Here is a 26,864-nt window from a genome sequence, read left to right as displayed (position 1 = left end):
GTGAGAAATAAAATGGCAAAAGTAAACCAAAATATTATTAAAGAGCTTGAAGCTGAACAGCTTAAGCAAGACGTACCTGCGTTCGGCGCTGGTGATACAGTAGTTGTACAGGTACGCGTAAAAGAAGGTAACAAAGAGCGTCTACAGGCCTTTGAAGGTGTTGTAATCGCTAAGCGTAACCGTGGTCTACACTCATCTTTCACTGTTCGTAAGATTTCAAGCGGTGAAGGTGTTGAGCGTGTATTCCAAACGCACAGCCCTCTTATCAGCAGCGTAGCAGTTAAGCGTCGTGGTGCGGTTCGTCGCGCTAAGCTTTACTACCTACGTGAGCGTTCTGGTAAATCTGCACGTATTAAAGAGAAACTTAACTAATACGTCGCATTTATCAAATGCAGATAAAACAGGCCGCTTTATGCGGCCTGTTTTGGTTTTATCCCTCTCATTATTTCCATTCTGTGAATACTCACTGACATATCAGGCGTCTTGTCACGATATTTTCATGGTTGCTTACTTTTAAAGCGGCGCACTTCTTGTTAGACTCGGTGTATTATTTAATTTACTACTGTATATATAAGTTTACATCATGAATGGGGCTAACGATTTAGAAGCAATACGCGTTGCAATAGATGATTGCGATAGCGAGCTTGTCGCGCTACTTGCAAAGCGCAAAGCATTGACCGAACAGGTTGGAAAAATAAAACAGCAAAAGGGCGCACCGCTACACGTGCCGAAGCGCGAAGCTGAGTTGATCAAAGCCCGGCGCGCAGAAGCTGATGCCAAAGGGGTAAACCCTGATTTAGTCGAAGATATTCTGCGTCGTATGATGCGAGAAGCCTACGAAAACCAGCAAAGTGAACTCGCCTGTGCCGCACCAAAGATGTCTCCGGTTGTTATTGTCGGTGGTCAAGGCGCCATGGGTAAATTGTTTGCGAAACAGTTTAGGCGCTCAGGCTACGAAGTACGCATTTTAGACAAAGACAATCAATCACAGGCTACTGAGCTACTGAGTGATGCAAAATTGGTGCTGGTGAGCGTACCAATTAACGCGCTAGAGCAAGTCGTTAACGAGTTACCAGCGCTACCTGATGATTGTATTCTTGCAGATATTACCTCTGTGAAGCAAGCCCCGCTCAAAGTACTAATGAACAAGCACAACGGCCCTGTGGTCGGTCTACACCCTATGTTTGGTCCAGATATATCTCACTGGGTTAAGCAAACTGTCGTGGTGTGCGAAGGACGTATGCCAAAGCAATGCGAAGGATTAATCAAGCAACTAAAGATCTGGGGCAGCCAGTTGGTACCGATGGACGCTAAAAAACACGATCAATCCATGCAGATCATCCAAGTGATGCGCCACTTAACCACGTTTGTGTATGGTCAGTTTTTATCTAAGCAGTGCCATTCATTAAAAGAGCTAAGAAGCTGCTCATCGCCTATCTACCAATTAGAGCTGATGATGGTTGGGCGACTGTTTGCACAATCCCCTGAGCTTTATTCAGATATTATGCTCGCGCAATTTAATGATGTAGAAGGGTTATTGGCAAGCTATCAAGATACCTTTGAGCAGACATTGACCAAGCTACAACAAGGCGATAAAGAAGGTCTAATGCAATCTTTCTCACAAGCCAAACAGTATTTCTCAGAAAGCGCGAAACACTTCCTATCACAAAGCAGAGGCCTGCTTAACAAAGCCAATGACGCTAAAGTGTTGGATTATGAGGAAAGTATTTAGCGCCAAGGTATGTCTCCTGCATCACAGTGCAAATAGTGTTGCGGGAGTGGCTTTACGCCACGATTTTACGTAGGTCGCCATTTATGGCGACAAATAGCTTAGGTGCTGCTATAAAAGAAATTTGTTTCAAGCCCTAGTCTGAGTAAGCGAAGTATCTATAACACCCGTTACTATCTGCATCAATGCTGATAATGCAGCTCCAAATTTGAGGTGGGTGCCAGCGACTTCTTTTAATCTTACGTAGGTCGCCATTTATGGCGACAAATAACTTTGATGCTGCTATAAAAGAAATTTGTTTCAAGCCCTAGTCTGAGTAAGCGAAGTATCTATAACACCCGTTACTATCTGCATCAATGCTGATAATGCAGCTCCAAGCATGAGGTGGGTGTTAGCGACTACTTCAAATTCACGTGTTGAAATTATAATCGGTGACTGGTAAGTTACTAAAATTATTAAATAAAGTTAGCTTTATCATTGTTATTTTTTTACTAGCGGGTAAGTAAGATATTCAAGAATTCACGCTAATGAGCTGTTATGTTTCAGGTTCAAGTTTCGTAAAATAAGGTAGATATGGCGTATTGGCGTATGCAGTTACACCCGGATGATTCTGTGAATTCAGCTTTTCATTCCGAACAGAGTGTATCCGCAGGATTTATTGGTTTAGATTTTGCTGATTTTAAAACCAATGCAAAAGCTTGGCAACAAATCAAAATGACAGACACAATTTCTCCACTTGTTAACGAAGGGACTTTATCACTGAATCTAATTCGTGATATGTACCCTGAAACATAATCTGTTTAAGAGTGATCCGCAACGCGTGGCATTTTTACTATTCGTTGCATTGAGTGTTTAAGGTGGTATGCAGGAGCTTCGGTATTGCGTTGCTCACACCTTAACAGAGCACGAGGCAATTAGATTTATGCAAATTCATTCAATCGATAGAAGGTCTAATGTTGAACTGGAACTGTCATTTTTCGGTTATGCTGACGATGAAGAGTGGGTTAAGGAAGTTGGTGTTTATTCGAAGATACAGAGTACTCATTCTTCATCTAATCTGGAATTTAAGGCATACTTATCTAGTTCTCATGGTGACGAAATAGTGCAATTCGTAAATGCACTGAGTTCTCTTTACGACAACAGATCTGGTGAGGCGCAATTACTATTGCGTGGTGCAACCGAAGATACCTACGACGACCGTGAGTTAAGACTAAGGTTTTACTCTCTATCGTCATTGGGGCATCTAGCAGTTGAAGTGACTCACTCGGGTAGTGAGCGCTATAGTAATACTGAAACGCTTGATTTCAAAACGAAAGCGACTTTTGAGATTGATGCAGAATTGCTTCAAGAACTAAGGTTGTGGCTGACGGGAAAGCACGCAGCCTGTTTGCTTACCTAACCTGTTGCTCAACAGGGAGCTAAAACGCTTGGTTTTTGCTCTTTCGTCACGAATTTTAGCTCAGGCCTGATACCGCACGGAGATATGTATGAGTAGTTCTATTAAGTCAAAACTCCCCTTATTATTTCTTGTGTGTATTTCGTTGTGGTGGGGGTTCTATTACCAATCAAACGGTACGCTTAATGATTATGGCAGTGCGAATTTTGAATGGCTGTTTCTGTTAGATGCGTTGATAGTCTTGCCAATAGTCTGCTTTTTCTGTGTTGAAGATAGAAAAGAAGCCTTGTTGAAGTCGGTTGTTTTAGTGTGCTTTGCGGTGCTCGTCGGCAGTTACATTATTCCCGAGCAAGGCAAACTGGTTTGGCATTATCTTGAGAGCGGACGTTATGTTGTCTTGGTTGTTATTCTATCTTTTGAACTGGTCGCAATTTCAACCGTGTATCTTGCGATCAAAGTCGCCATTGGCAAGAGTGAAGATCCCGACCATGCCATTGAGAAGCCAATTAAAAAATATGCGGGTGACGGCCCTGTTGCAAAGCTACTGAGTTTTGAAACGCGTATGTGGACCTATGCGCTTTTTTCTAAGCGAGTGCAGCCAGAAAGCTTTAGTGGCGAGCAGCACTTTACTTACCATAATAAAGATGGTGCACAAAGTAATCTGCTTGGCTTTATTTTATTAATAGCGTTTGAAATGCCAATTATGCATCTATTTTTGCATTTTATTTGGTCCCCATTTGCGGCAAATATCTTTACTCTGCTGACGGCGTTTAGCTTAGTATTTTTCTTTGCGGAGTACCGCGCTGTTGCAAAACGGCCTATTTCTTTGGTGGGAAATCATTTGTTCATCCGATATGGTCTTTATCAGCCATTGGCGATACCGTTAAGCAACATAGCAAAAATTCAGAAGAACATGGAGTTTGTAAAGCGTGCTAGGTCTATAAAACGTTATAACTACTCAGGCTATCCAAATGTTGAAATTGAACTTGTTGAACCCATGGGGAATGTTAAAAATATATTCGTCGGGGTAGATAATGCCGAACAATTTATCTCAGCTGTATTAGCTGAGGCATCACGGCATAAAAATGCATTAGCGGGAACTTTACGCCAAGAGCTTACATAGGTCGCCATTTATGGCGACAAATAACTTGTATATAAGTGAGATATTCAAGAATTCACGCTATTGAGCTTTTCGCTTTGCTCAATTTTGGCCCTCAATTTTTACCCGTTAACCGGACATTGGTTTATCAATATCACATGTTCAGCTTACTGTACAAGTAGGGTAGTGAAGACTATACTTGTTCTATTAAATGTACATGTGGGGATTCTTATGAAAATCGTATCTTTTACTGAAGCTAGAAATAGTCTCAAAGCTGTTTTAGACGGTGTAGTTAATGATGCTGATACAACAGTTATAACACGGCGTGATTCTGAGGATGCGGTAGTTATGTCTTTAGACTACTACAATAGCCTTATGGAAACAGTGCATTTACTACGTTCTCCTCAAAACGCTGAACACCTAAACCGTTCAATAGCACAGTACCGCGCTGGTAAAACAACAACGCGAGAGTTAATTGATGAGTAGTAGCCAACGTTTATTGGCGTGGACTGATGACGCTTGGGATGACTACCTGTATTGGCAAACTCAAGACAAGAAAACACTTAAGCGCATCAATAAACTAATCAATGGTGTTAAGCGCTCTCCATTTGAGGGTATCGGGAAACCAGAGGCGTTGAAAGAGAACTTATCTGGTTTTTGGTCTCGTCGTATTGATGATACTAATAGACTTGTTTACGCGGTCGACGATCAAGCGATAACGATAATTTCGTGTCGTTACCACTACTAAATCGGTTTCAGCGATTTGGCATCTACAAGACGCTCAAGATGGACTAACAAACGCTTGGCATTTTTGGTTTGGTGCAGCTTTAATGTTTACGACACAATGGGTTAGATAAAGTGCTAGCGTTGCTCACACTTTCTTACGTAGGTCGTCATTTATGGCGACAAATAACCAGCAACATATAAAATTGAGCATTTTTAACACGTTATCTAGATGTAATTTGTTCTTAGCGAGCCAATCGATGGCTCGGATAAGTCACTCCTTGCGTGTAGCAGGTGATTTGTGTGTTGAAATTATAGACTTTGACAGGTAACTTATTAAAATATTTAAATAAAGTTAGCTAGGTAGTTGTTGTTTCTTTACTCTTGGATAAGAGAGATATTCAAGAATTCACGCTAATGGGCTGTTATTTTCCTAAGGAAGTTCATCATCAGCAAACTACTAGAGATAGTATTAATTCCGTTTGTTGGGGTTCTACTTTTGTTTTGCTTTAGTTGGTTTTTATTATATGAAAAGCCACTTTATGCATTAGGTTTTGGTGGCGTATTTGTATTGTTTTGTGCCGAACATGTTTTCAATTTTTTTAGTCGAACAAAGGTACATGGTATTCAAAATCTATCAGGTACAGTATTTCAAAGGCCTGTATCGCTATTGCTGTCAGTTTCTATTTTGCTTTGCTTATATTTTGTATTCGGCAAATAACAAGCTGTTTATGAAGTGGACGTCTAAAGCTTGGCTAGCGCTCATTCTTCGCTAGTGTAGTCAGCTTAACCCGTCACATAATAGGGCGTTTACCATTTTCCACTCTCGCATCATTCAACAGTCAAGTTCGATCGAACCCCGCGATCAAACCTGACAGCGATAATTAACTATTACAAGTAAACATATTCCCGCTTGTTACTCACTCAGTATCTTATCTAAATTCGCTTTTGAGCGGGCGACGCTTTCTAGCGGCGTTAGGCCGCTTGGGTATTCTTCTTGTTCGATTACCAGCCACTGTGTGCCGCCGTGTTGCTGCATGGTCTGGATGAGCGCTTTCCAAGGGTAGTGGTTTTCGCCAATGATTGGGCTTTTGTCATCTCCTTGATGAGTACGTATTTTGATATGTGTCGATACGGTTCTTCCTTCATATCGCTTAACATAATCACTGGGTGATTTACCTGCGTAATTCACCCAGCCGACATCGAGCTGCAGTGGGAAATCGCTTGGGGTGTTGGTGGCGATATAATCCCAAAATGTGCTATTAGCGTATGGGTTAAATTCCTTTTCATGATTATGGAATCCGATCTTCATATCATAACGTTTGGCGATTTGATGTACTTGGTTAAGCTGTTTTACAAATGCTTGCACTTGGTTTTTATCCCATGCCCTTTCATCCCAAGGAATAAAGAGCGTGGATACGTCTAAGGTTTTGTAAAAGAGTAGGGTGCTTGCTCGTTTTTCTTCAGCTAATGCGTCAAAGCCGATGTGTGCGCTGCTCGCAACTAAGCCGAGCTCTGCAAGTCTTTGTTTTAATTTGCTTGGATTATCGGCATAGCTGCCAAAGTTTCCAGCAAATTCAACGCCATCAAATCCCATGCTAGCGAGTGCTTGCAAGGTGCCGTCGAAGTCTCTTGCCAATTCATCTTTTACCGACCACAGTTGAACGCTAACGGGCAAAGACTGAAGGGAAGGCTGTGCATACAGTGGCGAGATAAAAATTAAAGCAATGAACAGCATTACTTGCTTTAATCGGTTGGTGTTTTCAACAAACATGATCTACTCCTAAAGAAAAAGCAGAGCTAGACTCTGCTTCGGTTAGTCATAACAAAATGACTCAAGGGTTAGTCGCGGTACGCATACTGGCTTAGTCCAAGCTCTGCGAGTACGCCATCTAGATGTGCTTTGGCTTCAGCAGTAGGCCCAGGATAATCACCTGCAATTGGCACATTGCCCAGATAACCTATGTCTTGACAGCCCTCAGGTGTGCAGAAGTAAGCGCCGAGAACGAGATCTTTAAAGCGCAAGAATGCTTTACCTATACGCTGAAATTGCTCTGGTGTTTGTGCATTAAAATAAGCAATATCATCCATAATTTTACTTTGCTGCGTTGCGCTAAGTTGTAAAAATGGCTTTTTAAAGCGCAAAGTCGACTCATCGTCAATCCAAGCAAGTGCATGGAGTATTGTCACTCTGTCTTTTTGTTGTCCGTGATACGGTGCGCTTACCCATTCATCGATCACACTCGGTACTTGTACTTCAGAAGCCGATGGATGATTTCCTTCCTTTGGCACAATAAAATCAGCTAGTACTGCAACTAACGTGAGCTGCGCTTCGGTAAGAGTGAGCGGCCAAGGTGACTCTGGTGGCATGATCATGTTTGGATCGGTGCCATACCCTTGAGCGCTAACTGGCTGTATTTCAATATCTGGCCAGTGCCCAGCTGCAGCCGTTTCACCTTCAATAGCCTTACTGCAACCAGCGGTGAGTGTTACCGCTGAGCCAGCTGCAAGCAAGCCTAACCACTTTAATGACTCGCGACGTGTCATGCCTGAAATATATTTATAAGAATCAACGCGATCAGGTGTATTCATCACAGCGCTCCTTTATCAATTTGTGCTGCCAACCAGGTGGAGTTGCGCATTGCTAACGTCATAATAGTTAACGTACAGTTTTTATGAGGGTTCGACGCAAAGACACCGGCATCCATCACAAATAGGTTGTCACAGTCCCATGTTTGGCCCCACTGATTCGTTACAGATTCTTTTGCTGAACTGCCCATTCTCGTCGTGCCGACCTCATGAATGATCTCACCGCCTTTTGAGATGGCTTTTTCCGCAGGCGGTAGCTCGCCCACTTCGGCACCCATGTTCTCAAGGATCTGTTTAGCGGTTTTGAGACCATGCTCGATTTGCTTAAGTTCTCTGTCAGACCATTTGAAATGGAACTTAGCAACCGGGATCCCCCATTTATCTTTGACGTTTTCGTCAATTTCCATGTAAGAATCTTTGTTCGGTAGCATTTCTCCACGCAGTGCAAATCCAACATAGGAACCATAAGCGTCACGCACTTGTTGCTTTAACTTGGGGCCATAACCTTGTTTATTGCCAGACACGCCAGAGCCCGGTTGATTAAATCCGCTGCTAATTTCAAAGTGATAGCCACGCGGGAAATTAAGCTCACCTTTTTCATGGGCTTTGTGCCCCCACCAAGGAATAAAAAGGTGGTTTCCGGTATGGCCGTCCTCGTTATAACGCGGGCGACCTTTTAACGCAGGGATTTGTGCACCAAGCCAAGCGCCGGTAGAGTCCATTAGATTGCGACCTACCTGACCACTTGAGTTTGCAAGTCCCTTGGGGTGCTTTGCATGTTTGGAGTTAAGCAGAATACGAGCAGATTCACAGGCGCTGGCCGCCAAAATCACCACATCTGCATTGAGTGCATGTTCTTGCGCAGACTTTTTATCGACGTAAGTCACTCCAGTTACTTTGCCATCTTCATTCACCGCGACCGACTTCACCATGGCATCGGTGATCACTTCAAGGTTTCCTGTCGCTTTGGCCATCGGAATAAGCGAAGTTGTGGTTTGGAATGCCGCACCAATTGAGCAACCGTGGCCACAAGGTGTGGCGTAAAAACAGGCTAAGCGGTCGTCTTTATTACGAGTCAGCACAGCTCTGTGCATTGGAACCGCTGGGATCCCCATTTTTTTCGCGGCAGCAGCAACCAATAACTCGGGTACTCTTGGTGTTGGTGGTGGCTGTAACACGCCAGGTGCAGAAGGGGGCATGTCATCCAAGCCGGTATTAGTACCACAGATCCCAACTATTTCTTCTGTTTTGTCATACCAAGGCGCAATGTCCTGATATTCAAACGGCCAATCAGCGCCATGTCCATCGCGGCTTTTGCCCTTAAAGTCGTGCTCACTAAAACGCAGCGAGTAGCGACCCCAGTGATTGGTGCGGCCACCGAGCATACGTGCACGCCACCAATAAAAGTCGGTGTTTTCTGCGCGTGTGTATGGTTCATCTGGTACTTGCCAACCGCCATCAATTGTCGCGTCGTAAAAACCAAAGTTTTTATCCTTATTGCCAGCGCCCATGAGAGGGGCTTCGCTATTACGGCGGAACATTGGGCTTTCTGTTTTTGGGTCGTAATTTCTGCCAGCTTCTAACAATAAAACTTTGTGACCTAGCTTGGTGAGTGTATAAGCGGCCATTGCGCCACCGGCACCTGAGCCAACGACCAATACTTTATGATCAAATGTTGCCATAGTTACAGCTCCTTGATCTTAATGTTTTTAAACCAGACTTTGTCGCCGTGATCTTGCAGGCCGATGTGGCCTTTTTTACCTTCAGCAAACCCTTGCCATGTTGCAAATTTACTGTTCTTAACCAAAGCATTCCAAGTGGTGCTACCAATCACGATACTCGTCGTGCTTACACCATTTTGCCAAACTTGTAGGTGGCTATCTTGTAGCTTAATGCGAACTTGGTTCCAAACTTCAGCAGGTTTATGTGCCGTACTTGGCGCGGCGAACAGGTCATAAATAGAACCTGCAAGATGAGAGTCTATTTTATTGTCTGGGTGTTCTTTGTTATCTAGAATTTGGATTTCTGGGGCGTGGGAGTAAATTGCACCGCCTTTTTCATCCGCCAATACAAAAATCCCACTGTTACCTTTTTTAGAAATCTTCCAATCGAGCTGGAGCTCAAAATTCTGATACTGTTTTTTGGTCAGAATATCGCCGCCCCCACCTTGGGTAAGTGTCATCGCGCCGTCCTCAACTTGCCACTGGCTATTTAGGCCATCACTTTTAAAGTTGCGCCATTGCGACATATCTTTGCCATCGAAAAGCAGTTGCCATCCAACTTGTTGTTCTTGCGGGCTCAATTGGTTGTCAGTTGTACTAGCGCAAGCCGCACAACTAACGGCCAATGCCAGCGTTAGTATTTTTATAGAGTTGAGCATATTGGAACCTCGTCTGTTCACTTTTTACTTGTTGCTACTTAATACAAAGGGTATTACGCGTATTTCTCAACGCGTTTATTTTTATTGATATAAAGGTAAAGGCCGATAAAAGCGGCTATGAGAATAGCTGGGAATAACAGGATATTTTCAAGCACCGCTTGACCTGCAACTAGTTCTGATTGCTGCGCAGTTAAGTTCGCCGCTTGGGCTTCGAGTCGCGCCGAATCAATCCAACTACCAATTACTGGATTCCACATGCTGACAGCGAACATCCCCGCACCGCCCATTAAAGACATACCAAGTGCGCCCGTTTTTGGGGTATATTCTGCAACGCAGCCCAGCATGGTTGGCCAAAAATAAGTGACACCCAAGGCAAATAATATTGCAGCCAAGTAGATTGCTGACCCTTGTGCTTGGCTCATCATGAAAATCCCAGCGGTTGCTAATACCGCAGAGCCGAGTAACACGCCTGTTGGGTTAAAGCGGTGGACTATTGGACCGGCAAAGAAGCGACCTAATGCCATTAAGCCTGTGATCAGCGCAAGGATCATCATAGGTGAGGCGCCTGACGCACCCAGTATGCGTTCAATCCACTGTTGCGTACCAAGTTCGGTTGTTGCTGTTAAGGTCATACAGCAAATTAAAAATAGGTAGAGTGGAGAAAACAGGTGCTTGAGATTGCTGGTGGTAGAATGATCTGTGCGGTCAAATTCAGGAAACTGTGACTTGACCATCATCGCTCCGTAAATCAGCGTTGGAATTAATATCAAAGCAACTTGCCATTGCCAATTAAAGCCTGATGCAGTCATAGCATTCGATGCCAGCGCACCAATCACAATGCCGCCAGGAAACCAGACATGGAATCGGTTGAGCATGGTCGTGGTGTTTTTTGGATACATTTCGGCAATCAGTGGATTACAGCCAGCTTCCACTGAACCATTCGCAAAGCCGATTAAAAACGTCGAGATCAGCAGTAACCAAAAACCGTCAGCGGTAATGGTTAAAACCAACCCAGCAAAGTGGCAGATAAAGGCGAGGGCAACTAACTTTTTAGCGCCAATGGCGTTGTAGATTGCGCCACCTAACATGGTTGCGACGGGAAAGCCCAGAAATGCCATGGCGTTAACCCAACCAAGTTCTGTATCTGAGAGTCCAAACTGCTCACCTAATTGCCCCAAAATGCCTGCGCGAATAGCGAACGTCATTGATGTGACGACCAGTGCAAGGCAACAGAGCTGAAACACGGTCCGATTATGATTATTATTATTCATGGTCGTAGTCCTGTTTATTTTATGCCGAGGATTTGATTATTGCGTTCGGTATCGGTGCTACTTCCTGCAAAATCATCGAAGGCTTTTTCGGTTGGTCTTATCAAGTGCTGTTTGATAAATTCAGCACCTTCTTTGGCCCCATCTTCAGGGTGCTTGATACAGCATTCCCATTCCAATACAGCCCAACCATCAAAACCGTACTGTGTTAACTTACTAAATATTTTCTTAAAGTCGACCTGTCCGTCACCTAATGAACGGAACCGTCCTGGCCGTTGTTGCCATCCTTGGTATCCGCCGTAAACACCGCAGCGGCCATTGGGGATAAATTCGGCATCTTTTACATGGAACGCTTTGATACGTTCATGATAGATGTCGATAAATGCCAAGTAGTCCAATTGCTGTAAAACAAAGTGACTTGGATCGTAAAGAATATTGGCTCGCGGGTGATTATTCGTCGCCGCTAAAAAGCGTTCAAAAGTCACGCCATCGTGTAGATCTTCACCAGGATGAAGCTCATAGCACACATCCACGCCAACCTCGTCAAAGCGGTTTAAAATAGGCAACCAGCGTTTTGCAAGCTCCTCAAATCCTTGTTCCACTAAGCCATTTGGGCGTTGTGGCCACGGATAAAAAGTATGCCAGAGCAAGGCGCCAGAAAAGCTGGCGTGACTGGTTAGCCCAAGCTTAGCACTGGCACTGGCCGCTAGCATTAGCTGCTCTGTTGCCCACTCCATACGAGCCTGAGGCGAGCCATGCACTTTTGCTGGTGCAAAGCCGTCAAACATTTGGTCATAAGCTGGATGCACCGCCACTAATTGACCCTGCAAATGGGTTGATAGCTCTGAAATAGTAAGGCCATGCTCTGCGGCAATACCAGTGATCTCGTCGCAATAATCTTGGCTTTCAGCGGCTTTTTGCAGATCGAACAGTCGCTGTTCCCAACTTGGTAGCTGAATACCTTTATAACCTAGGTTACTTGCCCACTGGCAAATACTATTAAAATTGTCAAATGGCGCCTCGTCCGAGACAAACTGCGCGAGAAAAATAGCGGGTCCTTTAATTTGCTTCATTCTTATTTTATCCAATAGTAAAGGGGTGCCACTTAGTGTCTTTTGCACTAGCTGCGACCGCGTTTTCAATAAATGCCATGCCACGGACTGCAGCGTTAATACTTGGCACGTCAAATTCTTCGTGTTGCACATTGGCTTGCTGCTGGTGTGCACGAATAAGGTTGGCGAAGTTAAGGTAGATATTTGCAAATGCTTCCAGATATCCCTCAGGGTGACCGGCTGGCACACGGGTTGCGCTAATGGCTGCTTGGCTAAGTGAGCCCACTCCTGTGCGGATCAACTGAGCTGGAGCATTTGCCGCACGTAACCACAAACTATTAGGCTCCATTTGCGACCATTCGATACTGGCTTTGTCACCATAGATTTTTAAGGTGAGATTATTTTCTTCGCCAAGGGCTATTTGGCTTGCCATCAATACGCCTTTTGCACCGTTGCCAAAGCGCAGTAACACGGTGCCGTCATCGTCGAGCTGTCGGCCGGACACAACCGTGTTTAAATCCGCACAAAGCGCCTCTATCTCCAAGCCACTCACATATTCGGCAAGGTTCGCTGCGTGTACACCGATATCGCCCATACAACAACTCACGCCAGACTTGCTTGCATCTAGTCGCCAGCTGGCTTGCTTGCTATTTTCGTCATCAGTACTTGCAAGCCATCCTTGACTGTATTCAACGACGACTTTGCGTATTTTGCCAAGTTCGCCGTTTGCGATGCGGTGGCGTGCTTCTTTCACCATCGGGTAGCCGGTATAGGTGTGTGTTAATCCGTACAAGCAATTGCTCTTCTGAAGCTGTACTTGTAGACGTAGAGCCTCAGATAAATTGAGCGTTGCAGGCTTATCACTCAAGACGTGAAAGCCGTGTTCGATAGCGGCAGTGGCAATCGGAAAATGCAAATGGTTTGGGGTAACGATGGCAACAAAGTGGATGCGCTCCGACTCTGGTAATTCCGCCTCTTGTTGTAAGAGTGTTTGGTAGCTGGCATAGCAACGTGCTGGGTTAAGCCCAAGTTGCTGGCCCATTGCTAGGCTTTTGTTTGATTTGGCGCTAAATGCGCCTGCAACAAGTTCAATTTGACCATCTAAACGCGCGGCTATGCGGTGCACTGCACCTATGAAAGCGCCTTCTCCACCACCGATCATGGCCATGCGGATTTTGTTATTATCCATCGTTTAGCTCCGTCGAGTTATCGAGGTAAGTTAATCTGATGTTATTGATAATAGGTAACAGAAGCGTCAAAGTGATAATAAAAATTCGGTTGACAATGCAACAAAATCGGCGTTTAAAATAAATTATTATAATTATAAAAAGGCGGTAAGTAGGGCAATGGAAGAGCAAACAATATTGAATAAAGCTGGCGTAAATCAATTGATTGCAGCATTTGATCTGATCCCAGACATCCTCTTTTGGGTCAAAGACACAAAAAGTAGAATAGTGCATGCGAACCAACACTTTGTTGAACATCAGGGCTATAAAACCCTAGATCAAATCTTACTGAAAACCGATTTTGACTTTTCACCGCAACACTTGGCATTCCAATACGTTAACGATGATAAACGAGTGATGGAAGGCTTTATCGTGACGGATAGATTAGAACTCAACCAAACCGCAAATGGGGAATTGGCATGGTTTTCCACGTCAAAAAAAGTGTTACTTGATGGCGAAAATGCGATTATGGGCACTTATGGTGTTACGCGACATCTAGCGAAAACGTCAAAGGCGTTGTCTCACGTAAGAGCCATTGAAGCGCCCGTTGAATTTATTCGGGCACATTACCATCGTCATATTTGTATCGAAGAATTGGCGGAACTTGCTCACCTGTCGGTAAGCGCATTGGAGCGTAGATTTAAAAAGCATTTAGCCAAAACTCCCAATCAATTTATCAACGAAGTGAGATTGGAAAATGCCCGTAAATTACTGGTCGAAACACGCTTACCGGTATCACAAGTCGCTTATCAGTGTGGCTTTTCAGAGCCAAGTTATTTTAGCAAGCAGTTTCGTCGTTTATTTGGTGAAATCCCGTCGCAATTACGTAAAGAGTTAACGTCGAGCGAGCGTTAACGCTGCGACTTCTGGTGGTAATGCTGGTGTCACCAGCGCATTTGCGTACTCGGCAGCTAACCATGGGCGTATAGGCATAGCAATGCCCCCAACTAGCGCGACTTTCTGTGCCCCTAAGCTCTGCAAATGACGGACATAACGCTCAATAAACCGTGCCGCGCTACTTAAGATTTGCTCAGCATAGGGATCGTTTGGCGTAGCAAAAACATGTTGAGCAAACTGGGCAAAATACTGGGGAGTGGCGTTTAGCGTGAGTTTGACTAGCTGTTCGGTACTGTGGCAATTCATGGCAGCCAAAAATGATTCAATCATCAGACTGCTAGGGGACAGTGTATCAAGCACCTCGATGGCATGTTTCACTAAACTCAAACCGATCCAACTGCCACTTGCACCATCACTGAGTAATAATCCGTGGCCACCGAACTCCCTAAATTGTCCATGCGTCACCAGACCCGCGCAAAATCCGGTGCCAAGAATGATTACACCGCCATCTTCGTGTTGATGCGCACCAAGGCAAGCAATGTGTGCATCGGTTGAAAATTGAAAACGGGCAAAAGGGGAACGCCATTGCTGCATCGCCTCACAAGCCGTCGTGACGTTCGCGCCGGCAAGTCCTGCAAAAGCACTGATGTTGGCAATGTCGTGGTGGGGGATTTTTGCGTTTGTCAGCGCTGTCATTGTTGCGCTCAACATTGACTCTTGGGCCTGATGTATTGATGTTGCTATGTTTGCAGGGCCGCTGGTGGCCTCAGCAAGGAGCTGTCCATGTTGATCCTCGAGGCGGACTTTACATTTCGTCCCGCCACCATCAATCCCTAAAAATAGCTTCGATGCTGTCATTGTATTGCCTTTTCTGATCCGGTGAGTATTGCATTAACTAGCCTTGGGCAAACTTCATCGCCATGATGCACGCCAGAGTGAGTATGTAAAGAGAGTGGACCAAATTCACTTAAAAGCCAAAGATCCGCTGCGTTTTTTGTATTGACCCCTCCACCGATCACAACTTCGATTTCAGCATTGAGTTTTTTCAGTAAGGCAATAAGCTGACTGGTACCAAACGCTGCGCCTTTGCCACTTTGCCATGTATTGCCGGCGCTTAAGACCCGCTCAACGCCTAACTCTAGCAGCGTCTCGGCTGCCTGCTGCCAGTTTGCAGCGGCGTCAAAGGCGCGATGAAAGGTGACAGAAAGGCCTAAGGATTTTGCCGTGGAAATGAGTGCTCGACAATGGTCAGTCGCTATCTCTTGGTTATCGTCGATAAAACCAAGCGCAATACCGGTTGCGCCCGTGCAAGCAATGCCATCTATCCCTTTTTGTAACTGATATAGCATGGTGTCATCAATAAAAAAATGCGGTGCTTGGCGTAACATCACAATACATTCGCCAAAGCTTGGTAAATACTGGGCAACTGCCGCTATCGCCGTCGGGTTTGGGGTCAAGCCACCGCAACTCAGTACACCACAGAGTTCTATCCTTGTTGCCCCAGATGCAAAAGCAATTTGTGCATTTCGCTGCAACAAATGAGGATTATCGCTGCTGAGGCATATTTCCAAGTTTTTACCTGAATAGTTTGCCGAATTCATATTTCACTCTTGAAGTTGAATAATTTTAAAGTTTAAAATGCTTGGTTTTGAATATTTAATTAGTCCAATAAAAACATTTGGTTACACATGTTTGGAACGTTTTTAAATTGCCTAATATAGAAACTAATAATGAGTTTTTATGTTAATCAGACTATAAACCAAGGAAATTGAAATTGGATCTTTTTTTGACCTAAACGCCGATTTTGTCTTAGTGCAAACCGAAATTCTATTATCACTTTTTGTAGAGCGCTCCTATTCTGAACGAGTGTTTCACAAACCATTAACCCCTATAGGGAAACAAAAAAGGGTCGTCACAAAGTCATGCGTCATGGAGCAGCAAGGGACGTCGTGGCTTTACAAATTATAAAAAACTTGGAGATAGGAATGGCCAATAATAATAACAGACGCCATGTGACAGGAAGGTCACGGCAATTTAGCAAGTCTGCACTGGTCCTCGCTATGTTATCAGCTACTAACTGGGCAATGGCTGAAGAAACCGAAAAAGAGGAAGCGCAGGAAATCGAAACAATTGAGGTGCGTGGGATCCGCGCATCTATGGCCGAAAACTTGGCGATTAAGCGTTTATCAAACGCGATTGTGGATGCCATTACAGCAGAAGACATCGGCAAGTTTCCCGATAAAAATGTGGCGGATTCACTGCAACGCGTACCCGGTGTGGTAATTTCTCGTAGTGGCGGGGAAGGGGAAAACGTCAGTATTCGTGGCCTTTCCTCTGATCTTACTTTTACGCAGTTAAACGGCAATTTTATCGCTTCTTCTCCGGGCTCGCCGTCGCGCTCTTTTAGTTACTCTTTGTTGCCTTCTACCATGGTGCAATCGGTTGAAGTCTTTAAGTCTTCAGAGGCGCGTTTAGATGAAGGTGGGGTTGGCGGCACGGTTATTCTTCACAGCCGCAAACCACTGGATATGGAGGCAAATTCTGGGGCGTTGAATGTTGAATATACCTACGCTGATGTGACTGAAGAGTACGAGCCTAATTTTAGCGGCGTTTATTCTTGGAAGAACGAAGAAGAAACCTTTGGCTTGCTAGTTGGTTATACCAAACAAGACCGCACCAACCGCTCTTTAGGCGGTGATATGTCGGGCGGTGGCGGTTGGCGTTGGGCAACAAGTTCAGACTTGCCAGCAACGGACACGGCGGGCAATGTGATTGCCGATAGTACACGTCGATTTGCAGCGTTAGAAGATGCTTATGGCAACGTCTATGACGGTGTTTGGGCACCGCAAGTTGCAGGTGTTGGGGTAACCAAAGAAAAACGTGAACGTCAGGGGTTACAAGCCACCATTCAATGGCGTCCAATAGATGATTTATCTTTAACATTCAATCATTTTCATTTTGAGCTTGGGCAAAACCGCACCACGTCACAAATGTGGATCCCAGAGTGGAAATACAACCCAGATTATCTTACCGGTATTACCCTAGACGAAACCGGTACGATTGTGACTGGCATGGACTTTACCAGTGGCGCTGGTGGCACTGAAGGGAATCTTGAATTCCCCTGGATCATTGGTAGTTATACGGTAGAAAAAGATACCTCGGATACCTACGACTTTGCCTTTGAATATGCTGGTGATTTATATGATTTGCGCGGTAAATTTGGTCACACTGAAGCCAGCGGTGGCCCTTCAGAATCTTGGAGCGCGGCATATAAAAGCGGCCAACCTGCGAGTCGCAGCGATTCCGGGCAGGTTGAAAACGCCGCTTCATTTGCAGGGTGGCGATTAGGTGACAGAGTGTCGTTGTACGCTGATCCCGCTTTGTTGTCTAACCTTCAGGCTGGTATTGCTGGCGATCCCGATCCGGGTTCGACAGGTTCAAGCTTTGTCGTCAGTGACTTAGAAGAGGACTATGCTCAGTTAGACCTTGATTATCGCGTCGGGTACGGCATCGTTGATACGCTGCGCGTCGGTGCTAAATATCGTAAAGCAACACTACACCGCGAAACCAACAACACCTTCTTCATTACTCAAGATGGGGCTGACAGAATTGCCAGTGGCGAGCTAGATCCATTTAGTCAAGGCGCCATTGATGAGGTGTCTTATCAGTGGATTGGGGGTATGCCAAAACTGGAGGATATTTTGAATGCAACGTCTGAACAAAATATCCCTGGCGGTTTTGAAGTGAATGCGATGCCCACGATCAATTGGGATCGATACCGTGAAATCGTGACCAGTGAATATGTTAAGCACACGCGCCGTGAGCCTGATTTTGTGTTCGACATAGAAGAAGAGATCATGGCCGCCTATCTACAGGCCGATTTTTCTTTTGGAGATTTTAGAGGAAACATCGGGGTACGCTATGTCGAGACTGAAACGCAGATTATGTCATCGGATAAAATTAACTACTTTTTAGATGACATTGATGATGTCACCGAAGAGGATATTTTAGGTGATGAACGTCTCATTGACGTTGAAGCCACCACCGTGCGTACCGTAACCGACTCGCAATTTTTGCCTAGCTTCAATATTGTCTGGGATGCCAGCGACAATCTTGTTATACGTGGTGCTATCGCCAAAACGATGTCTCGAGCTCCGTTCAACGACATGGGGGCGCCAGAGCAGCTGACCTTTATCTCTCAAGAATGGGCTGACGATAGACTAGAGTTTAGAGGTAACCCTGTGGAGCCAGGGTGGCGCGGCTCAGGTGGTAACAAAGCGCTAAAACCATTTGAATCGGTACAGATGGATTTATCTGCGGAGTATTATTATGGCGAAGGATCTGCGGTTGGCATTGCGGTATTCAACAAAGACGTAGATAACTTTATCGTGCCCTTGATCATTACCTCAGTAAGGCCGTTTGAGGGCTTTAATAACCCTTTTACCGGTGTTGAAATTGTGCCGCCGGGTGATATTACCGTCACGCCGTTTACCACCACCGCCAATGGTACAAACGCGACTTCTCGGGGAGTAGAGCTGTTTGCACAACATGCATTCGATAATGGCTTTGGTCTCAACGTTAACTACACCCTAAACGATACCAATCAGGCAGACATTAGCGTAGACGGTGAAAAGGTCGGTGAGTCTGCGCTTGTTGGCAGTGCCGATAATCAATTTAACTTCTCCGCCTATTACGAGAATGACACCTTTAGTGTCAGAGCGTCATATAACCGCCGAGGAGAAACCGCTCTGGGGCTTGCGGACGGGCTCACGGTATATCAGGAACCATACCAACAAGTTGATGTGAACGCTTCTTATAACTTGATGGAAAACCTGATCCTAACCGCGTCTGTGATCAACCTAACCAAAGAAGAACCGAGAACCTTTTATGGTGAAGATTCTAAAGCGAGATTGCGCAGCAGCAGCTACACCGGCCAGCGCTACTATGCCGGGATCACCTATCGATTTTAACTTTGGCGATAACCATAAAGTAATGCAAACAGGGTGAAGTCGTGTCAGTACAACGAGAAACAATATCACGGCTTATCACCTGCTTGTGGTGCGTTTATATCAACCTAGTCACACGAGTTGGTTGATATGTAAGAAGGGATAAATATGAAAACGTTAAATAAAATAAGAAATGCGATCCCGCTCATTGCCGTTAGCAGTTTATTGGCTGCATGTGGCGGCGGGAGCGATGACCCAAAAGTTGAAGAAGTGCCAGTAACCCCTGCTGTGACGACGGCAGAAGTATCAGGTTCAGTGATAAAAGGCGCGTTGAGCCAAGCCCGCATTTCGGTGACGGCGCTCAATGGCTCTAGCATGATGATGGATGAGAACTCGGCAACCAGTCAATCGGGGGAGTTGTTTATAGAACTGACGGGTAAAGCCGGGTTTGGCATTAATTCCACCATTAAAGTGACCGCCACAACGAGCGAAGGCTCGCAGATGCGCTGCGACGCCAGTCGCTGTGGTTCTGTAGGAATTGGGGAGCAGGTAAGTGGCGAGTATATTGCTGGTGTGACTTTGGCTACCTTAAGTCATGTCGCCGTACCGTTTGGTTCAAATGCCGATGGCAGTGCTGATGCGACCTTACAAATCAACGCCTTGACGACACTAGCAACCATGCTGGTGGAGCAGCAAATTGCTGAGGGGCGTAATGTCTCTACTCCCGAATTAATGGCATTGGCAAAAGTGGAGATGTCTGCGTTATTGCTTCGAGCCCTTGGCTGGCAAACCGGGAACACCAATGTTTTTGAGTTACCTGTGGTTAGCGCTGATCAATTAACGAATTTTGAATTAGGGGAAACTTGCACAACCTCTGACACTGGTGAGCAAAGTTGCGAGATGACATATGTTTCCGAAAGTGTGCAAAAGCTTTCTCTATTCAATGCTGCATTTGCACAGTTCGACGAGCAAGGCTCTTTGCAGGGCGTCTTAAGCAACTCTGCTAGCAATCTTAGCGCCGCACTTGGCGGTGATGAAGTTGCACTTGAAGCGCTTCGATTGCCAATTTACAACGCGCTTCAAGCTCACCCATTAACTGCGCAGCTAGGCCTCAGTGCCGATAGTATTATGGACTTAGCGTTACCATTATTTGATGAGCCGGTATCCACGGGACCCATGCAGCAAGTCGTGACATCAGGTGCCGCTATCACAGCAAGAAATGCTATTGGTGATGCTGAGAGTGCAGACAAAGCGTTTGATGGCGATCCACAAACTAAATGGCTTGACCACAATGATTGGCAGGGGCCACCTACTGAGGAAGCGCCATCTTGGATCCAGGTGGATTTTCCCACTCAACAAGCAATTAGCGGTGTTTACATTACCAGTGCTAATGATGCCCCAGAGCGAGACCCTGAAAACTTCTCTTTATTAGCTTCTAACGATGAGGGCGCGAGTTGGGTTAATTTGGGTAATGTGGTCGGGGCGTCGTTTGAAGCGCGCTTTGAACGTCAAGGCTTTGTATTTGGCAATGCGCAAAAGTATACAAGCTACCGAATTGCAGTGACAAAGAACAAAAATAACGATGGCTTACTGCAAATTGGAGAAATTCAATTTGTTGGGCCGGTTTATCCGAGCGTTGACCATACGGATACTGAGACGTTTGCGGTCACGGCAAGCAACAGTATCGGTGAGGAGGAAAACCAAGATAAGGCATTTGATAACGACCCAACCACTAAGTGGCTAGATCATAATGATTGGCAAGGCCCACCTACCGTCGAAGTGCCTTCATGGATCCAAGTAGATTTTAATGAGGCTGTGGCGGTTAATCAGCTTGCGATAACGAGCGCCAATGATGCACCAGAGCGAGATCCTGAGAACTTTGCTTTGTTTGGCTCTAACGATAACGGGGTTACATGGCAGCAGTTGAGTAATTGGGTTGGTGAGTCTTTTGAAGCGCGAGGGGAGCGCCAAAGCTTTGTGGTAGCGAATCAATTGCCATACCAAAGCTATCGTCTTGAGATAACCAAGAACAAAAATAATGATGGCTTGATGCAGCTTGCTGAGATTGAATTAATCGGTCCAGAAATCTCTGGATTAGATCATGCACAAGTACAAGGTGCGAGTTACTCGGCGCGTTTTAGCATTAGTGATTCAGAGGGCGCAGCGCAAGCATTTGATAAAAATGTTGAGACTAAATGGCTCGATCACAACGACTGGCAGGGGCCACCCACTGTTGAAAATCCAGCTTGGGTTCAAGTTAGCTTGCCGCAAGCGCAAGCGGTAAATACTTTGTACATTACCAGCGCCAATGATGCGCCGGAGCGTGACCCTGAAAACTTCCAACTCTTAGCATCTCACGATGGGGAAGTGTGGCAAGTATTAAATACTTGGGTAGGGGAATCGTTTGAATCGCGTTTTGAACGTCGTGCCTTCGCGTTTGCTAATGGTTTGGCTTACTCACATTATCGCTTGTCTATCAGTAAAAATGCGAATAATGATGGATTAGTGCAAATAGCTGAAATTGAACTCGCTGGACCTCAGTATGCACTTGAAGATTTGTCTGACTTGGCTGGAACAAGCTTTAACGCGCGTAATCGTATTGGAGATGCGGAAAGTGAACAAAAGGCGTTTGATAATGATATCGAGACAAAATGGCTAGATCACAATGAGTGGCAAGGCCCGCCAACAGAGGAATCACCATCTTGGATCCAAGCTGATTTTACTGCGCCACAGATTGTGAGTGGTTTGGCAATCACAAGTGCGAATGATGCTCCAGAGCGCGATCCCGAAAACTTCCAGTTACTGGGTTCTAATGATGGCGGTGATACGTGGACAGAAGTCGCGGTTTGGGTGGGTGAGAGCTGGGATGAGCGCTTACAACGAAGAGCGTTTACTTTCTCCAATGCTTTTGCCTATCGCAGTTATCGTCTAAATATTAGCAAAAATGCGAATAACGATGGCCTAGTACAGATCTCAGAAATCGAACTCCTAGGCCTTAGCGGAGAATAATCTGAGTTAAATAAATCTCAACCAAAAAAAGCCAGAATGCAACTTGCGCTCTGGCTTTTTATTTTTCTCAATGAGAGTGACTTAGTATGATCTATTATAATACATCTACGGCTTGCAAAGACTCGCTTTGGTAGCAGCCCAGTAAGCGTACAAACTGGGTATGATCTTTTAATTCTTCAAGTGCTACTTGGACTTGTGAGTCTGCAATATTGGCAAGCAAATCTACATAAAAGACTTCTTCCCAAGGGTTACCAGGTACTGGGCGTGACTCTAACTTAACCATATTGATATTGTGCTGTTTAAATACCATCAGCGCGTCAGCAAGTGAGCCTACTTGCTGTTTGGTGGCCATAATTAAACTGGTTTTCGTTGGGATTTGAGTAGACACTTGAAGTGCTTTTCTTGCTACTACAATAAAGCGGCTATGGTTTTCGGTCTGATTCGCAAGACCAGACTTCACCACTTCTAGACCCATATTCTTACCAGCTTGTGCAGAGCCAATCGCGGCACTGTTTGGGTGTTCTGCTGCTTGTTTTAATGCACTAGAGGTCGAGTCGCAAGTTTCATGCTGAATATCCCCAAGACCTTGCATAAAACGGCTGCACTGGGCAAAAGGTTGGGGGTGCGCATAAATTTTGTCGATCGCTTGTAATTCTGTGTCTGGCAAAGCTAGGAGACAATGCTCTACGGTATGCGTTACTTCGCCCACAATAGATACTTGCGCATGTTGCAATAAATCAAAGACCTCGTTGATACTGCCGGAACTGGTATTTTCAATAGGTAAAATACCAAAGTCAGCCTGGCCTTTTTCTACCTGCTCGGTGATTTGCTCAAAGCTTTGGCAACCCATTTCCACAAGCTTACCGGGACGACGGCTGAAGTATTTATGACAAGCAAGCTGGCTATAAGAGCCTTGTCCACCCAAGTAGGCAACGCGGTGTGTATCACCTACTGCATCGGGGTTTAAGTTCTTTTGCAGCATGGCTTGTTGGTTTAATACAGAGTCTTCTAAGATAGTTTGGAAAACGCTGTTTATATAAAAGGCATCAAGACCCAGAGATTTACCATATCGGATCAGTTTCTCCAGCAGTGCCTGCTCACGTGCTTCATCACGGATAGGTTTGTTGTTGGCAATCTTATATTCCAGCACGCCATGACTAATGCGACGTCGCTTTGCCAGTAAAATCAGTAATTCCGAATCTATCTCATTGATATCATGCCTAAGGGCATCTAATGTATTTTGTGTCATAGGTCCTCACTCCCATTTAGCCAAAAAAAAAGCCTCCCGAAGTTGGGAGGCTTAGCTATTCTTTTTCACTCGCGAACAGTCAAGCCTCTTCACCTAAAGAAGCTAAAAAAGAAATATGTGTTGCTGTTGCGTGTGATGAAATTCATTTATTCAAACCTTACTTTGAAACTGAATACATTATTAGCATAGAACTAAACGAGAAAACAAGTACTACTTTGGACGTATTGGCAAAAACCTAAGTTATTTAGTAGATAAGTGCCCAATCTCAGTGAGTTAAGTACGTTAATCAAACGTAACTTATTGGCGAGTCGAAAAATATTCTGGTATATTCAGGCAACACCACCACTGTAAATAAAAGAATAGGTTAACTTGTGGGCAATCGTCGTCCCCCATCAAGATATGGTGCAAGCTCTTTAAGTGTAAAGCTGTCGATGTTGATTTCGGCCGTGTGTTTGATCGCGGGCGTTTTTGCTGCAGCATTGATGCTAAAATCTGAAGAAAAGCAGTTGATCTATGAAGAGTATGATGAGCTTAAGCGTTTTAGTGCGCAGGTGAACAATCAGTTCTCAAATTACCTCGATCTTAAAGCCAACTTGGCCGAACAAGCCAATTCAGTGGTTTCCAAACACTTACTTTACGGTGTTCAAGATTTATCTGGCGCACAAGCGAGTGTCGACAAGCGTGGCGAAAACTTAGCGAGTACAGCCAAAAATGGCCTTTCTGCAGCTATGTATACTGGCGATTTAAAATTGCAGTCAGTGCAAAAGTTATTTTCTGAATCTGAATTGCTTTGGAATATTCTTGCGCCCCCACTGTTACAGGATTTCTTTAATTTTTACCTCTCTACAAAAGACGGATTTGTCCGTGTTGCGCCTCCTAATGCCCTATTAGCGAAAGACCCTAGGCTGGTAAATAATCAGCTTCATAACTTGCCTGTTTTACATGCTGAACAAAACCCAACGAGGGAAGCGGTATGGTCGGGCGTGTATTTTGATAGGGTTTGGAACAAATGGGTGGTCAGTATTTTGGTGCCTTTATACTTACATGACAAATACCTTGGGTTAACGGGTAGCGATATAGAGTTGACCACCTTACTCGAAAAACTACCTAAATCTGACCATCAGCAAGGTTTCATCGTTTTTGATAAACAGGGTCGATTATTGGCAGCTCCCGGCCTGTTTAAAACCACCGCTGCGACTGGGCAGCTATTGGACCACAACAAGCTACCGGAAGATTTGAGTAAAATAGTACAAACTGCACTTATTACTAAGCTGCCAAATATCCAAGATGAATTTAGATATAAAGACAACTGGCATATTATGCACGTGACCCATATTGCCAATTTAGATTGGTACATTGGGATCTATAAAAAGCGGGCGTCGGCTATCTCGGCCATTGAAGAGCTTAAAGTTAAGTTCTTCGGTTTGTTTATTTTGTATGCCATTTTTGTTGCGATATTACTGCATCAGGTTCTATATCAATTAGTACTCAAACGTATCAATGCGCTCGTTAAAGCAGTGAAGGGATTTGGTCGAGGGCAGTGGGATACGCCAACCTTGCCGCATACAGATGACGAAATAGGTCAATTGAACGCGTCATTTAATGACATGAGTGTTGAGATAAAACAACTTGTAAATGGCCTAAATCAACGTATTACAGAAAAGGAAATCGCTGAAAAGGCGGCAAACCGTTTGTCAAAAGCTGTGGCTTTCTCTGGTACTGGCGTTGTATTGACCAATGAGCATTTTCAAATTGAGTACGTCAATCCAAAAATGCAGGAAATGACGGGCTATGATGAACAGCATTTTATTGGCTCTCCGCTTTTGAGTATTATTTCAAAAGACATGGCAATTCTCATTGATGATATCGATATTGACTTGCGCAGCCGCAATCATTGGCGCGGAGATACCATGTTGGCGGGTAACAGAGAGGCACCTATTTGGGTCAGTTTGAGTGTGTCACCGATCCGTGAAGAAGGCGGTGCAATTTCAAGTTATGTCGCCTCAGCCCAAGATATTTCGTTTGTAAAAGAAAGCCAGCGTAAAATGGAAGAATTGGCTTACTTTGATACCTTAACTGGCCTCGCCAATCGAACGTTTTTCAGGATGCAGTTACGTAAATCCATGGCGCTTGCCGAACGTGGTCATTATGCCTTTGCTCTATTTTACTTTGACTTAGATGAGTTTAAACGCATCAATGATACTTTGGGACATGACGCGGGTGACCGCTTATTGCTTGAAGTCGCGACGAGATTGAAAAAGCGGCTCCGTGCAGAAGATACCATTGCCAGATTGGGTGGGGATGAGTTTGCGGTGTTACTCAGTGGCATCAATGAGCGAGAAAATGCCATGGAAGTTGCCAATATCATTCAAAAGACACTGGCAGAACCAATAAAACTGGGGAATAACGAAGTGATCGTCAGTGCAAGTATTGGCATAACGATGGCTCCGTTTGACAGTAAAGAAGAGGAGCAGCTGCTTAAACATGCAGATTTGGCAATGTATCAGGCCAAAGCAAAAGGGCGGAACACTTACCATTTCTATAGCCAAGATTTAGACGAAGCCGCTAATGAGCGCCTATATATAGAAAACGAGCTGCGTATAGCAATTAAAGCGCAACAATTTACTTTGCATTATCAACCACAAGTGAACAGTGAAAGTGGAGAGGTTGTAGGCTATGAAGCACTTATTCGCTGGTTCCACCCAAGCGAAGGAACTATTCCGCCAAGTAAGTTTATTCCAATTGCTGAAGCGACAGGCCTAATCGTAGAGCTTGGTGCATGGGTGCTAGAAGAAGCATGCCATTTTTCTCGTCGTTTAAAAGCCGCGGGCAAGATTGCCAACGTGTCCATCAACCTTTCTGCGAGACAGTTTAAAGACGCACAATTGATCAGTACGCTGTCAGATATTATTGACAGAACTGAAATGGAGCCGACTCTACTACACCTTGAACTTACCGAGAGTATGTTGATGGGAGACGTGGAAGCGGCAATCATACAACTTAGAGATATCAAAGCCCTTGGCGTTTCACTGTCTATTGATGACTTTGGTACAGGCTATTCGTCTTTAAGTTATATTAAGCGTTTCCCAGTTGATATACTTAAAATCGACCGCTCCTTTGTGAAGGATATCCCTGAAGATCCGAATGATATGGAAATCACCGCAGCTATCATTGCGATGGCGCAAAAATTAAATTTGCAGGTTATTGCTGAAGGGGTGGAAACTGAGGCTCAGATGACGTTCTTGGCGAAAAATAACTGCTATATTGTACAAGGTTATTACTACAGCCCGCCGTTGAGTGAAGCAGAGATTTTGCGGTTTGCCCCTGCGGTATAGCGGCTCAGCCCCAAAGCATGGGGCTG

General features: G+C 44.9%; 21 protein-coding genes. 11 read left to right on the top strand and 10 right to left on the bottom strand.

Annotation, left to right across the window (positions count from 1 at the left end; translation table 11 throughout):
- Positions 1 to 12 precede the first annotated feature (12 nt).
- The 7 genes from rplS to GSF04_RS17135 all read left to right on the top strand — a co-directional run bounded on the left by rplS (position 13) and on the right by GSF04_RS17135 (position 4,972).
- Positions 13 to 372, top strand: coding sequence for a 50S ribosomal protein L19 (gene rplS / locus GSF04_RS17170; RefSeq protein WP_017216162.1), 360 nt, complete (start codon positions 13 to 15; stop codon positions 370 to 372).
- Positions 373 to 583: 211 nt separating this feature from the next.
- On the top strand, positions 584 to 1,732 hold the full coding sequence (tyrA, locus tag GSF04_RS17165) for a bifunctional chorismate mutase/prephenate dehydrogenase (protein WP_102057173.1): 1,149 nt from the start codon (positions 584 to 586) through the stop codon (positions 1,730 to 1,732).
- A gap of 570 nt (positions 1,733 to 2,302) precedes the next feature.
- Positions 2,303 to 2,524 carry a hypothetical protein gene (locus GSF04_RS17160; protein WP_211858031.1) on the top strand — a complete coding sequence of 74 codons (222 nt, stop codon included), beginning with the start codon at positions 2,303 to 2,305 and terminating at the stop codon, positions 2,522 to 2,524.
- Positions 2,525 to 2,651: 127 nt separating this feature from the next.
- A complete protein-coding gene (locus tag GSF04_RS17150) occupies positions 2,652 to 3,128 on the top strand; it encodes a hypothetical protein (RefSeq protein ID WP_211858029.1) in 477 nt (158 codons plus the stop codon).
- 88 nt (positions 3,129 to 3,216) lie between these two features.
- Positions 3,217 to 4,248: a hypothetical protein gene (locus tag GSF04_RS17145; RefSeq protein ID WP_211858027.1), complete on the top strand. Its 1,032-nt coding sequence runs from the start codon at positions 3,217 to 3,219 to the stop codon at positions 4,246 to 4,248.
- A gap of 207 nt (positions 4,249 to 4,455) precedes the next feature.
- Complete coding sequence (locus tag GSF04_RS17140; protein ID WP_010371061.1) at positions 4,456 to 4,710, top strand: type II toxin-antitoxin system prevent-host-death family antitoxin; 255 nt, start codon at positions 4,456 to 4,458, stop codon at positions 4,708 to 4,710.
- Positions 4,703 to 4,972, top strand: a complete 270-nt coding sequence (locus GSF04_RS17135; RefSeq protein WP_211858025.1) for a Txe/YoeB family addiction module toxin — start codon at positions 4,703 to 4,705, stop codon at positions 4,970 to 4,972. The genes GSF04_RS17140 and GSF04_RS17135 overlap by 8 nt, the downstream gene beginning before the upstream one ends.
- 891 nt (positions 4,973 to 5,863) lie before the next feature.
- On the opposite strand, the gene GSF04_RS17130 is transcribed toward GSF04_RS17135, so the two are convergent.
- The 7 genes from GSF04_RS17130 to GSF04_RS17100 all read right to left on the bottom strand — a co-directional run bounded on the left by GSF04_RS17130 (position 5,864) and on the right by GSF04_RS17100 (position 13,425).
- Positions 5,864 to 6,721 (bottom strand): TIM barrel protein, encoded by an 858-nt coding sequence (locus tag GSF04_RS17130; RefSeq protein WP_211858023.1) that lies wholly within the window; start codon positions 6,719 to 6,721, stop codon positions 5,864 to 5,866.
- A gap of 68 nt (positions 6,722 to 6,789) precedes the next feature.
- A complete protein-coding gene (locus tag GSF04_RS17125; RefSeq protein ID WP_211858021.1) occupies positions 6,790 to 7,539 on the bottom strand; it encodes a gluconate 2-dehydrogenase subunit 3 family protein in 750 nt (249 codons plus the stop codon).
- Positions 7,539 to 9,218 carry a GMC family oxidoreductase gene (locus GSF04_RS17120; RefSeq protein ID WP_138523822.1) on the bottom strand — a complete coding sequence of 560 codons (1,680 nt, stop codon included), beginning with the start codon at positions 9,216 to 9,218 and terminating at the stop codon, positions 7,539 to 7,541. Before GSF04_RS17120 ends, GSF04_RS17125 begins: the two co-directional genes overlap by 1 nt.
- A gap of 2 nt (positions 9,219 to 9,220) precedes the next feature.
- The gene (locus GSF04_RS17115) at positions 9,221 to 9,916 is read right to left on the bottom strand and encodes a DUF1080 domain-containing protein (protein WP_211858019.1); all 696 of its coding nucleotides are present in this window, start codon (positions 9,914 to 9,916) and stop codon (positions 9,221 to 9,223) included.
- Between the two features lie 53 nt (positions 9,917 to 9,969).
- A complete protein-coding gene (locus GSF04_RS17110; RefSeq protein WP_045964393.1) occupies positions 9,970 to 11,187 on the bottom strand; it encodes an MFS transporter in 1,218 nt (405 codons plus the stop codon).
- A 14-nt stretch (positions 11,188 to 11,201) separates the two neighbouring features.
- On the bottom strand, positions 11,202 to 12,257 hold the full coding sequence (locus GSF04_RS17105; RefSeq protein ID WP_211858017.1) for a sugar phosphate isomerase/epimerase: 1,056 nt from the start codon (positions 12,255 to 12,257) through the stop codon (positions 11,202 to 11,204).
- A 7-nt stretch (positions 12,258 to 12,264) separates the two neighbouring features.
- A complete protein-coding gene (locus tag GSF04_RS17100; RefSeq protein ID WP_211858015.1) occupies positions 12,265 to 13,425 on the bottom strand; it encodes a Gfo/Idh/MocA family oxidoreductase in 1,161 nt (386 codons plus the stop codon).
- A 157-nt stretch (positions 13,426 to 13,582) separates the two neighbouring features.
- Here GSF04_RS17100 and GSF04_RS17095 point away from each other — a divergent pair, with 157 nt between their 5' ends.
- Positions 13,583 to 14,317, top strand: a complete 735-nt coding sequence (locus GSF04_RS17095) for an AraC family transcriptional regulator (RefSeq protein WP_010606702.1) — start codon at positions 13,583 to 13,585, stop codon at positions 14,315 to 14,317.
- On the opposite strand, the gene GSF04_RS17090 is transcribed toward GSF04_RS17095, so the two are convergent.
- Both GSF04_RS17090 and GSF04_RS17085 read right to left on the bottom strand, forming a co-directional pair.
- Positions 14,297 to 15,157: a BadF/BadG/BcrA/BcrD ATPase family protein gene (locus GSF04_RS17090; RefSeq protein WP_211858013.1), complete on the bottom strand. Its 861-nt coding sequence runs from the start codon at positions 15,155 to 15,157 to the stop codon at positions 14,297 to 14,299. The two genes, GSF04_RS17095 and GSF04_RS17090, sit on opposite strands and share 21 nt — an antisense overlap.
- Positions 15,154 to 15,900 carry a copper homeostasis protein CutC gene (locus GSF04_RS17085; RefSeq protein WP_211858011.1) on the bottom strand — a complete coding sequence of 249 codons (747 nt, stop codon included), beginning with the start codon at positions 15,898 to 15,900 and terminating at the stop codon, positions 15,154 to 15,156. The genes GSF04_RS17090 and GSF04_RS17085 overlap by 4 nt, the downstream gene beginning before the upstream one ends.
- Before the next feature lie 384 nt (positions 15,901 to 16,284).
- On the opposite strand from GSF04_RS17085, the gene GSF04_RS17080 reads away from it, so the two are divergent.
- Complete coding sequence (locus tag GSF04_RS17080; protein WP_211858009.1) at positions 16,285 to 19,269, top strand: TonB-dependent receptor; 2,985 nt, start codon at positions 16,285 to 16,287, stop codon at positions 19,267 to 19,269.
- Positions 19,270 to 19,413: 144 nt separating this feature from the next.
- Positions 19,414 to 22,254 carry a discoidin domain-containing protein gene (locus GSF04_RS17075; protein ID WP_211858007.1) on the top strand — a complete coding sequence of 947 codons (2,841 nt, stop codon included), beginning with the start codon at positions 19,414 to 19,416 and terminating at the stop codon, positions 22,252 to 22,254.
- Between the two features lie 94 nt (positions 22,255 to 22,348).
- Here the strand turns inward: GSF04_RS17075 and pheA are convergent, their stop codons facing one another.
- Positions 22,349 to 23,503 carry a prephenate dehydratase gene (pheA, locus tag GSF04_RS17070; RefSeq protein ID WP_211858005.1) on the bottom strand — a complete coding sequence of 385 codons (1,155 nt, stop codon included), beginning with the start codon at positions 23,501 to 23,503 and terminating at the stop codon, positions 22,349 to 22,351.
- 371 nt (positions 23,504 to 23,874) lie between these two features.
- On the opposite strand from pheA, the gene GSF04_RS17065 reads away from it, so the two are divergent.
- Entirely contained in the window at positions 23,875 to 26,838 is a 2,964-nt protein-coding gene (locus tag GSF04_RS17065) for an EAL domain-containing protein (RefSeq protein ID WP_017216144.1), read from the top strand.
- The last annotated feature ends 26 nt before the right edge of the window (positions 26,839 to 26,864 follow it).

This window comes from Pseudoalteromonas sp. A22, from assembly GCF_018141345.1.
GTDB lineage: Bacteria > Pseudomonadota > Gammaproteobacteria > Enterobacterales > Alteromonadaceae > Pseudoalteromonas > Pseudoalteromonas maricaloris.
Note: the sequence above shows the minus strand (reverse complement) of the source record. Positions and strands in the feature narration are given on the sequence as shown.